The sequence below is a fragment of the Amycolatopsis vancoresmycina genome, assembly GCF_000716785.1.
In the GTDB taxonomy this organism is placed as follows: Bacteria; Actinomycetota; Actinomycetes; order Mycobacteriales; family Pseudonocardiaceae; genus Amycolatopsis; species Amycolatopsis vancoresmycina.
The window spans coordinates 164,919-178,401 of record NZ_JNYY01000012.1 but is presented as its reverse complement, the minus strand read 5'-3'; the positions used below and the strand labels follow the sequence as shown (position 1 = coordinate 178,401).

5 protein-coding genes are annotated in these 13,483 nt (G+C 74.0%); all 5 read left to right on the top strand.

Going from position 1 to position 13,483, the window contains the following annotated elements:
- Nucleotides 1-3: 3 nt before the first annotated feature.
- Genes OO60_RS27565 through OO60_RS27545 form a run of 5 tightly spaced genes read left to right on the top strand, consistent with a single transcriptional unit; the run spans nucleotide 4 to nucleotide 13,475 of the window.
- Nucleotides 4-615 (top strand): hypothetical protein, encoded by a 612-nt coding sequence (locus tag OO60_RS27565; RefSeq protein ID WP_033262387.1) that lies wholly within the window; start codon nucleotides 4-6, stop codon nucleotides 613-615.
- Nucleotides 612-1,829 carry an acyl-CoA dehydrogenase family protein gene (locus tag OO60_RS27560; RefSeq protein WP_033262386.1) on the top strand — a complete coding sequence of 406 codons (1,218 nt, stop codon included), beginning with the start codon at nucleotides 612-614 and terminating at the stop codon, nucleotides 1,827-1,829. Before OO60_RS27565 ends, OO60_RS27560 begins: the two co-directional genes overlap by 4 nt.
- Nucleotides 1,820-2,785 (top strand): pyridoxal-phosphate dependent enzyme, encoded by a 966-nt coding sequence (locus tag OO60_RS27555; protein ID WP_003089499.1) that lies wholly within the window; start codon nucleotides 1,820-1,822, stop codon nucleotides 2,783-2,785. The genes OO60_RS27560 and OO60_RS27555 overlap by 10 nt, the downstream gene beginning before the upstream one ends.
- A complete protein-coding gene (locus OO60_RS27550) occupies nucleotides 2,785-12,666 on the top strand; it encodes a non-ribosomal peptide synthetase (protein WP_033262385.1) in 9,882 nt (3,293 codons plus the stop codon). Before OO60_RS27555 ends, OO60_RS27550 begins: the two co-directional genes overlap by 1 nt.
- On the top strand, nucleotides 12,663-13,475 hold the full coding sequence (locus tag OO60_RS27545; RefSeq protein ID WP_240490857.1) for an ABC transporter permease: 813 nt from the start codon (nucleotides 12,663-12,665) through the stop codon (nucleotides 13,473-13,475). The genes OO60_RS27550 and OO60_RS27545 overlap by 4 nt, the downstream gene beginning before the upstream one ends.
- Nucleotides 13,476-13,483 lie beyond the last annotated feature (8 nt).

Here is a 13,483-nt window from a genome sequence, read left to right as displayed (position 1 = left end):
GCGATGACCACGATCTCGCCGCCGATCACGGCGACCTGGCTGCGGTGCCACGACACCGCGCGCGCGGAAGGGATGGGCCCGGCGCTGGCGGTGCTGCACGCCGCGCTGCCGGCGGGGGCGCCGGTGTTCGGCACCGGCGGTGTCGCGGTGCTCCCGGCCGGGCCGGTGGACGGCGACGTGCTCGTGGTCCGGACCGCGGAGCTGCCGGGCGGCACCGTGGTCCTCGCGCGCACCGGCCGGGCCGCCGGCCCCACCGGCCCGGTCCTGGCGATCGGGTCGGTGTGGCTGCGGCTGGGCCTGTCCGGTGCCCTGCTCGACGCGGCCCTGGACTACCTCGGCGGGCGGCAGAGCGGCGACACGACGCTGCTGCGCCGCCAGCTGGTCCAGGGCGCGGTCGCGGAAGCGTTGACCGGGCAGCTCCAGGTGCGTGCGGCGCTGACCGCGGACACCCCGGCCCCGGCGGCACTGTCCTATTTGCACACCCGGCTCACCGAGACCGACCGGGTCCTGCTGCGCCTGCTGGGCGCGGCGGGGTTCGCCCGGGGCGGCGCGGGCGAGGTCGCGGACGTGTCCGAGCTGCTCGCCGGCGCCTACACCCCGGAGGCCGCGGCGTGACGGCGACGGTGCTGGACGACCGGCTGCGGGCGCTGCGGGACGCGGCCCGCGAGTGGGGCGCGGAGTTCCGCACCGCGGGCGCCGCCCTCGACCTCGACCCCGACGGCGTCGGCGCACACCTGGACCTGGCCGGGGTCCGCTGCCTCGCGAGCATGCTGATCCCGGCGGAGTACGGCGGCGCGGGTCTGCGCCTCGGCGGGCACCGCTTCCACGGCATGACGGCGATCGAACGGGTGGTCGTGCTCGAAGAGCTCGCCCGCGGCGACGCCGGCCTGATGCTCGCCAGCCCCGGCGCGTCGATGTCCGGCGTGCTCGTCGACGTGCTGGCCGACCGCGAGCAGAAGGAATGGTTCTACGGACGGCTCCTGGAGCGTCCCACGTGGACGTTCTTCGCGCTCACCGAACCCGGCCGCGGGTCCGACGCCGCCGCCCTGGAAACGGCGCTTTCCCCGGCGGCAGAGGAGGTTCACCGGCTCGACGGCCGCAAGAAGTACGTCGGCAACGCCGCACGGGCCGCGCTGGGTGTGGTGTTCGCCCGGACCGGGCCCGGCCCGCTGGGCGTCACCGCGGTCCTGGTCGACACGGCGGATCCCGGGTACCGCGCCGAGCCGATCGAGACACTGGGGCTGCGCGCCGCGCGGATCTGCGAGGTGACGCTGGACGGGGTGGCGGTACCCGCCGAACGCGTGCTCGGCCGGGACCGCTCGCCCGCCCGGCGCGGGATGTGGGCCTGCGTGCAGACCTTCAACCGGCTGCGTCCCGGCGTCGCCGCGATCGCGGTCGGCATCGCCGAGGCCGCCCACGACGCCGTGCTCGCCGGCCGGCTGCGGCTCGACCGGGCCGAGCGCGACCGGCTCGAAGCCCTCGCCCAGCGCATCGCGAGCGTGCGGCACCTCGTGCACCTGTCGGCCATCGAGGTCGACGCCGACGGCTCCCGCGGCCACCTCGCCTCGGCGGCCAAGGCCGAAGCGTGCCGCCTGGCCGAGGAAGCCACCCTGGCCGCCTGCAGCTTCTTCGGGCCGCGCGCCCGCTGGGACCACGCCGTGCTCGACAAGCTCGTCCGGGACGCGCGGGGGGTCGAGTTCATGGAAGGCGCCGGCAACATCCAGAAGCTCACCCTCTTCCAGGGCCTGCTCGCCGGAAAGGTCGGGCGCGGCGAGCCCTTTCCCGCCCACCAGGCGAAAACACCGACCGGAGGTGCGTCGTGCAGGTGATCACCAGGCCGGAGGAGTTCGACGTCACGGACCTGTACGTCGACCTCGAACGCATCGTGGGCCGGCGGGTCCTGATGAAGTGCGAGGGCTTCAACTTCGCGCGGTCGAGCAAGCTCAAGCCGGCGCTGGAAATGGTGACACTGGCCGAACGCGCGGGCGTGCTGCGCCCGGGCTCGACCATCGTCGAGATGTCGTCGGGCAACCTCGGCGTGGCGCTGAGCCTGGTCGCCGCCAGCCGCGGGTACCGGTTCGTCTGCGTCACCGACCCGCGCAGCACGCTGCTCACCCGGCAGCTGATGCAGAACCTCGGCACCGAGGTGCTGGTCGCCCCCGACCCGGCCGCCGGCCTGCGGCTCGTCCGCCGCCTGTGCGCGGAGAACGACGGCCACACCTGGCTGGACCAGTACGCCAACGCCGGCAACTGGATGGCCCACTTCCGGTCCACCGGCCCGGACATCCTGCGCACCGTGCCCGACCTGGACGTGCTCTTCGTCGGTGTCGGCTCGGCCGGCACGCTGACCGGCTGCGCCCGCTACCTGCGCCAGGTGCGGCCGCAGGTGCGGATCGTGGCCGTCGAGTGCGTCGGCCCCGGGCCGCGGGCCGCCCGGCGCAGCTCGGCGGTGCGCACCAGCGTCCGGTTCCCGGTCATCGACATGTCCCTGGTGGACGATTTGGTGCGGGTCGACGAGTCGGCCGCGATCCGCGCGTGCCGGCGGCTCGCGCTGAGCGGCTTCCTGCTCGGCGGCGGCTCCGGCATGGTGCTGGCGGGCGCGCTGGGCTGGCTGGAGGAGAACGACGCGGACACGGCGGTGGTGATCTCGCCCGACCTCGGTGACCGCTACCTGGACACGATCTACCAGGACCAGTGGGTCAAGGACAACTACGGCCCCGAAGCGCTGCTCGACGGCGCCGACCACGAATTCCCGTACGCCAAAACACTCTTCGAGGTGCCCTGATGACCGCGGTCGACGCGTTCCTGCCCCTGTCCACCGCACAGACCGACGTCTGGTACGACGAACAGCTCTCCGGCGGCGGCCTCGCCTACGCCATGGCGGACTACCTGGACATCACCGGCCCGCTGGACGTCGAGGTGTTCGGCGCGGCCCTGCGCGCGCTGGCCGACGAAGCCGAATGCTTCCGCGCCCGGTTCGTCGAGGTCGAGGGCGAACCGCGGCAGCTCATCGAGCCGCTGGCCGAGCTGCCGATCCGCTACCCGGACGTGACCGGGGAAGCCGACCCGGAAGCCGCCGCGCTCGACTGGATGCACGAAGACATGCGGCACCCCTTCTCGCTCGAAGACTTCCCGCTGTTCCGCGGCGCCCTGATCAAGGTGGGGGAGCAGCGGCACTTCTGGTACCTCACGACGCACCACCTCATCGGCGACGGCTTCAGCGCGGCCATCTGCCAGCGCCGGCTGGGCGAGCTCTACAACGCGCTGCTGACCGGGGACGACCCCGGGCGCACCGCGCTGCCGCCGTTCCGGCTGTTGCTGGACGCCGACCTGGCCTACCAGGACTCCCCGCACCGGTTGCGCGACAAGGCGTTCTGGAGCAGGCACTTCGACACGACCCCCGACCTGGTCAGCCTGTCCGGCAAGGAACCGGCGCCGGCCCGCGGCTTCCTGCGCCGCACGATGACCCTGCCCGCGGAGACGGCGAAGGCCGTGCGCGAGGCGGCCGCGGGCGCGAAGGTGACGCTGCCGACGTTCTTCATCGCCGCGATGGCGGCCTACACGCAACGCCTGTCCGGCATCAAGGACCTGCTGCTGACCGTCCCGGTCGCGGCGCGCGCGGGCGTGCGCTCGCGGGCGACCCCGGGCATGGTCGCGAACTACCTCCCGCTGCGGATGGTCGTCGAGCCGCAGACGACGATCGCCGAGCTGCTGGCCCAGGCGTCGGGCGAGCTCGCCGCGACGCTGAAGCACCAGCGCTACCACGTGAACCAGATCCGCCGGGACATCGGCGTGCGCAGCGACGAGCGCCGCCCGTTCGGCGGCCCGTTCGTCAACGTGCTGCCGCCCGAGCCCGGCCTGCGGCTCGGCGCGTGCCACACGCGCGTGATGAACCTGTCGACCGGGATCACCAACGACCTGTCGCTGACCGTCCTCGACGTCACCGAGGACATCATCGAGATCCACCTCAACGGCAACCCCGACCTGTACGACGCCGACGGCGTCACGGCCCACCTCGAGCGGCTGGCCGGGTTCGTCGGCCGGCTCGCCGAGGCCGACGCTTCGGCGGTACTGGGCTCGGTCGACGTCGTGTCGGCGGACGAGCTCGGCGAGCTGCTGGCGGCCGGGGTCGGGGACGCCGGGGAGGTCGGGGCCGATGTGGTGTCGCGGGTGCGCGACATCGCGCTGGCCTCGCCGGACGCGCCCGCGGTGGCCGACGGCGAGGACTGGGTTTCCTACGCGGCCCTGGCCGGCCGGGCGAGTGCGCTGTCCCGCAGGCTTCCGTCCCGCGGGGTCGTGGGCGTGCTGGCCGAGCCGGGCGTCGGGTTCGTGACGGCCGTGCTGGGCGTGTTGTGGTCGGGAGCGGCCTACGTGCCGCTGGACGCCGGGATGCCGGTGGCCCGCCTGGCCGGGCTGCTCGCCGACGCGGGCGCGGACGCCGTGGTGGTGGGCGCCGGGTTCGAGGAGCTGGCGGCTTCCGTGGTGGCGGCGGCCGGCAGCGGCGCGGAGGTCGTCGCGCTGGACGACGCCGAAGACCGCGAGTGGGCCCCGGTTCCCCGCGGCGATGCCGGTCCGGACCTGGGCTATGTGATCTTCACGTCGGGTTCGACCGGCCGCCCGAAGGGCGCGATGGTGCACCGCCGGGGCATGGTCAACCACCTCCTGGCCAAGGTGGAGGACCTGGGCCTGGCGTCCTCCGATGTGGTGGTGCAGAACGCTCCGGTGACGTTCGACGTCTCGGTGTGGCAGATGCTGGCCCCCTTGCTGGTCGGCGGCCGGGTCCGGGTGGTCTCCCGCACGGTTGCGGCCGACCCGGACGCGCTGTTCGGCCTGATCCGCGCCGAAGGCGTGTCGGTGCTGGAGGTCGTGCCGTCGCTGCTGCGGGCGGCACTGGATTCCTGGGACCTGGCCGAGCCGCCGGACGTCTCGGGTCTGCGGTGGCTCGTGGTGACCGGTGAGGCGTTGCCGCCGGATCTGTGCGCGCGGTGGTCCGCGCGGTTCCCGGAGGTGCCGCTGGTGAACGCCTACGGTCCGACGGAGTGTTCGGACGACGTCACGCACGCGGTGATCCGGTCCGGTGTCGAGGTGGTGCCGATCGGCCGTGCGGTGCGGAATTCCCGGTTGTACGTGCTGGGCGATGAACTGCGTCCGGTGCCCGCGGGGGCGATCGGCGAGCTGTTCGTCGGCGGCCTGGTGGTCGGCCGCGGCTACGTCGGCGACCCGGCCCGGACGGCAGCGGTGTTCGTCGCGGATCCCTTCGGTGGCCGGGGTGCGCGGATGTACCGCACCGGCGACCGGGTCCGGATGCGGGAGGACGGTCAGCTGGAGTTCGTCGAGCGCCGCGACTTCCAGGTGAAGATCCGCGGGCACCGCATCGAGCTCGGCGAGATCGAGAGCGTCCTGCGGTCGGTGCCCGGGGTGCTGGACGCCGTCGTGCGGGTGCTCACCGACGCCGACGGCGGCAAACGCCTGGCCGGTTACCTCGTCGGCGTCGACGGCGAAGGCCCGATCGACGCCGGCGCCGTGCGCAGCACCGCCCAGCAGCTGCTGCCGGACTACATGGTGCCTTCGGCGCTGGTCGTGCTCGACGAGCTGCCGCTCACCGAACACGGCAAGGTCGACCGCGCGGCGCTGCCCGCCCCGGACTTCCGGGCCGAGGTCGTCGGGCGCCGTCCCCGCAACACCGTCGAGACCGTCGTCTGCGACATCCTCGCCGAGGTGCTGTCCGTGCCGCGGGTGTACATCGACGACAACTTCTTCGCCCTCGGCGGCGACAGCATCAGCGCGATCCAGGTGGCCGGCCGCGCCCGCACGGCGGGCATCGAGCTCACCCCGCGCGACATCCTCGAGCGCCGGACGCCGGCCGCCATCGCCGAGCAGGTCACCGTGCGCGAGCCGGCGGCCGACGTGGTCGCGGTGCCGGACGGCCCGCTGGTGACGCTGACCGACGAGGAACTGCGCGAGCTGGCCCCGGCGGGCGGCCGCATCGAAGACGCCTGGCCGCTTTCCGCGCTGCAGCAGGGCTTGCTGTTCCACTCCGAGTTCGACCCCGACGGCGTCGACGTCTACACCGTGCAGGCCACCGCGGACCTCGCCGGCCCGCTCGACGTCGAAGCGCTGCGCCGGGCGTGCGCCGCCCTGCTGCGCCGGTACGCGACCCTGCGCGCCTACTTCCGGCACCGCCGCGGCGGCGACGCCGTGCAGCTGATCGCCGCCGAGGTCGCCCTGCCGTGGACCGAAATCGACCTGTCCGTGCTGCCCGAGGCCGAGCGCGAGGAACGGCTGGGCCGGCTGGCGGCCGAAGACCGGGCGCGCCGGTTCGACCTCGCGCACCCGCCGCTGGTCCGGTTCACCCTGATCAAGGTCGCGGCCGGACGGTACCGGTTCCTCTGGACCGCCCACCACATCGCCACCGACGGCTGGTCGGTGCCGATCCTCATCCGCGAGCTGGCCACGCTGTACACGCACGGCCCGGACGCGGCGCTGCCGGCGGTCGCCCCGTTCCGGAACTACCTGGCCTGGCTCGGCCGCCAGGACGAGCAGGAAGCCCGCCGGGCCTGGCGCGAGGTGCTCGACGGCCTCACCGAGCCCACGAAGGTGGCGCCCGAGCTCGACGGCCACCTGACGGCGGTGCCGGCGTCGGCCGAACTGGTGCTGACCCGGGACGAGACCGCCGAACTGGTGGCTTGGGCGCGCCGGCACGAGCTCACCCTGAACACCGTCGTGCAGGCCTGCTGGGCGATCATGGCCGGACGGCTCACCGGACGGCGGGACGTCGTGTTCGGGTCGGTCACGTCCGGGCGCCCGGCGGAGCTGCCGGGCGTGGAGACCATGGTCGGGATGTTCATCAACACCGTGCCGGTCCGGGCCGGTCTCGACCCGGCGGGCACCCTCGGCGAGCTCCTGGTCTCCCTGCGCGACCAGCAGGCCACGATGTCGGCCTACCAGCACGTCGGCCTCGCCGAGGTGCAGCACGACGTGCCTGCCCTGGCCGGCACCGGCGAGCTGTTCGACACCGCCATCGTCTTCGAGAACGTGCCCGCGGACGACCAGGGCACCGAGGTGCTCCTGGGCGACGACGTGCGCGTGCTCGACGCGGTCACCGAGGACTCCCGCCACTACCCGCTCAGCCTGGTCGTCAACCCGGGCCGGGAACTGGCCTTCCGCTTCGACTACGCGCCCGAGGCGTTCGACGCCGGGCGCGTCGGCCTGATCACCCGCATGTTCCGGCACCTGCTCGACACCGCGCTCGCCGATCCTTCGGTGCCGCTGGGCGCGATCGACGTGGTACCCGAGGGCGAACTGGAGCGCGGCGCCGGTGTCACCGGGCCGATCGGCCCGGATGTGGTGTCGCGGGTGCGCGAATTCGCGCTGTCTTCCCCCGACGCGCCTGCCGTGTCCGACGGTGGCGCGTGGGTGTCCTACGCGTCGCTGGCCGGCCGGGCGAGTGCGTTGTCCCGCCGGCTGGGTGGTGGCGTCGTCGGGATCCTGGCCGATCCCGGGGTGGGGTTCGTGACGGCCGTGCTGGGTGTGTTGTGGTCGGGGTCGGCCTACGTGCCGCTGGACCCGACGCTGCCGGTGGCCCGGCTGGCCGGGCTGCTGGCCGACTCCGGCGCCGCGTCCATTGTGGTCGGTGCGGGCTTCGCGGACCTGGCGGCCGAGGTCGCCGGCGACGGCACCGGGATCGTGGTGCTGGACGACGCCGAAGACGTCGAGTGGGCCCCGGTTTCCGATGGCGACGCCGGTCTGGACCTGGCCTACGTCATCTTCACGTCGGGCTCGACCGGCCGCCCGAAGGGGGCGATGGTCCACCGCCGCGGGATGGTCAACCACCTGCTGGCCAAAGTGGACGATCTGGGCCTGGCGTCCTCCGATGTGGTGGTGCAGAACGCGCCGGTGACGTTCGACGTTTCGGTGTGGCAGATGCTGGCACCGCTGCTGGTCGGCGGCCGGGTCCGGGTGGTGTCGCGGGTCGTGGCGGCGGATCCGGACGCGCTGTTCGGGTTGATCCCCGCCGAAGGTGTCTCGGTGCTGGAGGTCGTGCCGTCGTTGCTGCGGGCCGCCCTGGATTCCTGGGACCTCGCCGAGCAGCCGGATGTCACGGGCTTGCGGTGGCTGGTCGTGACGGGTGAGGCGCTGCCGCCGGACCTGTGCGCGCGCTGGTTCGCGCGGTTCCCGGACGTGCCGCTGGTGAACGCCTACGGCCCGACCGAGTGTTCGGACGACGTCACGCACGCGGTGATCCGGTCCGGCGTCGACGTGGTGCCGATCGGCCGTGCGGTGCGCAACTCCCGGCTGTACGTGCTGGGCGACGAACTGCGCCCGGCGCCTGCGGGGGCCATCGGCGAGCTGTTCGTCGGCGGCCTGGTGGTCGGCCGCGGATACGTCGGCGACCCCGCCAAGACCGCGGCCGTGTTCGTCGCGGATCCCTTCGGCGAGCCGGGGACGCGGATGTACCGCACCGGCGACCGGGTCCGGATGCGCGCGGACGGTCAGCTGGAGTTCGTCGAGCGCCGCGACTTCCAGGTCAAGATCCGCGGGCACCGCATCGAACTCGGCGAAATCGAAGCCTGCCTCGCCGCGCACCCCGCGGTCGGCGAGGCGGTCGTCACCGTCCAGGGCACGGGCAACGACAAGCGGCTCGTCGCCTACGTCACCGGTTCCGCCACCGCCGAGGAACTGCGCACGCACGCGACCGCGCAGCTGCCGGCGTACATGGTCCCGGGCGCCTACCTCGCCCTCGACCGCTTCCCGCTGACCGCGCACGGCAAGATCGACCGCAAGGCCCTGCCGGCCCCGGAACAGCACGCCGGCACCGCTGTCCGCGGGCCGCGCACCCCGGTCGAAGCGACGCTCTGCGCCATCTGGGCCGACGTGCTCGGCGTGGCCGAAGTCGGCATCGACGACGACTTCTTCGTCATCGGCGGGCACTCCCTGCTGGCCAACTCGGTCGTCAGCCGGGTCCGGTCCGCATTGGACGCCGAACTGTCCATCCGGGACCTGTTCGAGGCGCGGACGGTCAGCAGGCTCGCCGGGCGGCTCGTCTCCGCGGGCCAGGCGGGCGCCGGCTTCCGGAAGCTGGAGCGGCCGGAGCGGATCCCGCTGTCCCACGCGCAGACGCGGATGTGGTTCCTGAACCGGCTCGAAGGCGCCGGCTACAACATCCCGCTGGCCGTCCGGCTCGGCGGGGACCTCGACCCGGCCGCGCTGGCGGCCGCGCTCGACGACGTCGCCGAACGGCACGAAATCCTGCGCACGGTCTTCCCCGACGTCGACGGCGTCCCGTACCAGCAGGTGCTCCCGCCCGCCCCGGGCCTGCTGGGCACGGCGGCGGTCACCGAGGCCGAGCTCACCGCGACGCTCGAAGCCGCGGCGAGCCGGGGCTTCGACCTCGCCGCCGACCGTCCGCTGCGTGCCACCCTGTACGCCGTCGGGGACGAGCACGTGCTGCTGCTCGTCCTGCACCACATCGCCGGTGACGGCTGGTCCGTCGACGTGCTGGCCCGCGACCTGGCCACCGCGTACGACGCCCGGGTGCGGGGAGCCGCCCCCGGCTGGGCGGAGCTGCCCGCGCAGTACGCCGACTACGCGGTCTGGCAGCGCGAGCTGCTCGACGACCGGCAGGCGGCGGACCGGCAGTGGGCGTACTGGCGCGACGCGCTCGACGGCGTCCCCGACGAGCTGCGGCTGCCCGCGGACCTCCCGCGCCGGGGCGCCACCGCCTTCCGCGGTGGCTCGGCCGGCTTCGACGTCCCCGCGTCGGTCCACAAGGGACTGACCGCGCTGGCCCGCCGGTCCGGCGCCAGCGTCTTCATGGTGGTGCAGGCGGCGGTGGCCGCGCTGCTCACCAAGCACGGCGCGGGCACGGACATCCCGCTGGGCAGCCTCGTGGCGGGCCGCTCGGAGGAGGTGACGAACGACCTCGTCGGGTTCTTCGTGAACACCCTGGTGCTGCGCACCGACACGAGCCGCAACCCGACGTTCGCCGAGCTCGTCGCCCGGGTGCGCGACACCGACCTCGAGGCGTACGCGCACCAGGACCTGCCGTTCGAGCTGCTGCTCGAACGGGCGCGGCCCGCCCGTTCCCTGTCCCGGCAGCCGCTGTTCCAGGTGATGCTGTCCTACTACGAGGTCCCGGACCCGCGGTTCGAGATCGGCGGGCTGCGCGTGCGGCCGGAGATCCTGCCGCCGACCGGCGCGAAGTTCAAGTTCGACCTGACGTTCCAGCTCGGCGAACGCCCCGGCGACGGCGGGCTGGAGGGAAGCATCGAGTACAGCGCGGACCTGTTCACCCCGGAGACGGCGGCCCTGCTGGCGGACCGGCTGAACCGGCTGCTGGCGGCGGTCGCGGAGGACCCGCAGCTGCCGTTGAGCGGGATCGAGCTGGATTCGGAGGCCGGGCTGCCGGTGCTTTCCGGGGAACCGGCGGAGCTGCCGGCGCTGCGGAACACCCGCGGCCCGGCACTGATCTCGAAGGCCGGCCGGCTCAGCCACGCCCAGCTGCGCCGCCGCGTGACGACGGAGGCACGCAAGCTGGCGGACGGCGGAGCCGGTCCGGAGTGGACGGTGACCGTCGCGGCGGAATCGCCGGTGGATCGGGTGGTCCACGTGCTGGCGGCGCTGGCGGCGGGGGCGGCCTACCGGCTGGCGGACCCGGCGGAGGAGCCCGGCGTGGTGATCGAGGTCGCCCGCCCGGAGGACGAAACCGGCCGTGCCGTGGCGCCCGCACACGCGGCCGTGCACCGCACCGACGGCACCATCCTCTCCCGCCGCGCCCTCGCCGAGTCCGTCGCCGCCCTCCGGAAGTCCATTCCGGACGGCAGCCGCGTCATCGTCCCCGGGCCGGCCGACATGATTCCGGCTGTCCTCGCCGCGCTGGCCGCGGGCGGCTCGGTGCACCTCGTCGAGGCCGGAACCGGCGACACCGCCGCCCTCGCGAAGCTGCTCGAAGGCGAACTGCCCGCGGTGCTGTTCGCCACCGGCCACCAGGTCCGGGCCCTGGCCGCCCGGCACGAGCACACCCTCGCCGGCGTCCGGCTGATCGTCGACGGTGAACCGCTTCCCGCCCCGCTCACCGAACGGCTGTCCCGCGCCGGAGCGGAGGTGCACAGCCTGCCCCACCCGCACCACGCCTACGTCCTCGACGAGACGCTCCGGCCGGTTCCCCCGGGCGCCCACGGCGAACTCTGGCTCGCCGGCCCGGCCCTCGCCCGCGGCTACGCGGGAGAACCCGGCCGCACGGCGGCGCGGTTCGTCGCGGACCCGTTCACCCCGGGCGCCCGGATGTACCGCACCGGCGAGCTGGTCCGCCGCCGCCTCGACGGCACCCTGGAGCCGGCCGCCGGAACCGTGCGGGCGCGCGGGTTCGCCGTGCGGCCGGCCGAGGTCGAGACCGCGCTGCTGCGGCACGCGGGCGTCGCCGCGGCCGAGGTCGTGGTCCGCGACGACCAGCTCGTCGCCTACGTCGTGCCCCGCGGCGGCACCGGAGACCTGCGTGAGCACCTGACGCGGGAACTGCCGGACTTCGCGGTGCCGTCGGCGATCGTCGAGCTCCCCGCCGTCCCGCTCACCGCGGCGGGCGAGCTCGACCACGCGCAGCTGCCCGCACCGAGGACCAAGGCGGACGGCCGGACGCCCGCCGAAGAGGTCCTGCGGCTGGCCTTCGCCGAGACGCTCGGCCTGCCCTCGGTCGACGTCGACGCCGACTTCTTCGCACTGGGCGGCAACAGCCTGCTCTCGGTGCGGCTGGTCGCGCTGGCCCGCAACGCCGGCCTGCGGTTCACCGTCGCGGACGTCCTGACGCACGGGACCGTCGAACACCTGGCGGCGCTGGCCGCGTCCGGCGACGACACCGGCGAGGTGCTCGACCCGTTCGCCCCGGTGCTGCCGATCCGGCCGGCCGGCGACCGCGCGCCGCTGTTCTGCGTGCACGCCGGGCTCGGGCTGAGCCTGCCGTACCTCGGGCTCGTCCAGCACCTCGATCCCGGCCGTCCGCTGTACGGGCTGCAGTCGCCGAACGTCGGCTCCGGCGGCGAGCTGCCGGTCAGCGTCGAGGACGTCGCCGAGGAGTACGCCGCCCGGATCCGCGAAATCCAGCCGGCCGGCCCGTACCACCTGCTCGGCTGGTCGTTCGGCGGGCTGCTCGCGCACGAGATCGCCGTGCAGCTGCAGGAAGCGGGCGAGCGGGTGGACAGCCTGTTCGTGCTGGACAGCTTCCCGGCGGGCCCGGCCGACCAGACGCCGCCGACGAAGCAGGAACTGCTCGTCAGCTTCCTCGAGCACCTCGGTTTCGACGCGGACGCCGGCGCCGCGCTGTCCCCGGCGGACGTCCTAGGCGTCCTGGGCCGCGGCGGGTCGCGGCTGGCCGGGATCGGCGAGGAGCGGATGGCGCGCGTGCTCGACGTGATGAGCAACAACGGCGAACTCGCGCTCCGGTACGAGCCCGCCCGCTTCTCGGGGCGGCTGCGGCTGTTCCTGGCGGCCGAGGGCCGCACCGAGGACGACCTCGCCGCGCGGCCGGGCCAGTGGTCGCCGTACGTCGACGGCGAGATCGAGACGCACCGCATCGACTGCGGGCACGAATTCATGATGCACCCGCAAGCCCAGGCCGCCATCGGCCGGATCGTCGCCGCCGCTCTGGACGGCTCTTCCGAGGAGGACGAATGACTGTGACTGCCCCGGCGCGGACCGGGCGGGTTTCCGGCGCCGTGGTCGAGGTGCTGGCGCTCGCCGGGCGCCGCCTCACCCACCTGCGCAACGTCCCGGGCCGCCTGCTCGCGGTCACGCTGAACCCGCTGATCACCATGCTGGCCATCGGGTACGTGTTCAAGGACGCGGTGATCGTGCCGGGCAGCGGCAGCTACCCGGAGTTCCTGTTCCCGGCCGCGCTGATGCAGGTCGGGCTGGCCGGCATCGCGCCCACCGCGATCGCCGTGGCCACCGACCTCAACGGCGGCCTGACCGACCGCTTCCGCTCGCTGCCGATCACCCGGCCCGCCGTGCTGATCGGGCACTCCCTCGGCGACTTCGTGGTCGGCCTGATCGCCCTCGCCGTCACCGTGGCGTCCGGCCTGCTCGTCGGCGGCCGGGTGCACACCGGGGTGCTGCCGCTGCTCGGCGGGCTCGCCCTGCTCGTCGTGTTCCTCTACGCGATGATCTGGGTCGGCATCCTGCTCGGCCTCTCGCTGCGGAACCCGGAGGCGATCGACGGCATCGGCGCGGTGGCGACGCTCGGCCTTTCCTTCCTCTCCAACGCCTTCATGTCGACCGACCGGCTGCCGGGGTGGCTGCGGCCGGTCGCGGAGTGGAACCCGGTCAGCTCGGTGACCACCGCGGTCCGCCGGCTGTGGGGCACCCCGGTCGACGAGACCGGGTTCCCGGCCCAGCACCCCGGCGTGGTCGTGGCGATCACCCTGGTCGTCACCCTGGCCGTCGCGGGCGGGCTGAGCTTCCGCAAGTACCGGACCATCGCGTAGTCAGGTGG

Bases quoted from the DNA above. Each gene is read 5' to 3' on its own strand.
- OO60_RS27565 (WP_033262387.1), top strand. From the start codon at position 4: ATGACCACGATCTCGCCGCCGATCACGGCGACCTGGCTGCGGTGCCAC.
- OO60_RS27550 (WP_033262385.1), top strand. From the start codon at position 2,785: ATGACCGCGGTCGACGCGTTCCTGCCCCTGTCCACCGCACAGACCGAC.
- OO60_RS27545 (WP_240490857.1), top strand. From the start codon at position 12,663: ATGACTGTGACTGCCCCGGCGCGGACCGGGCGGGTTTCCGGCGCCGTG.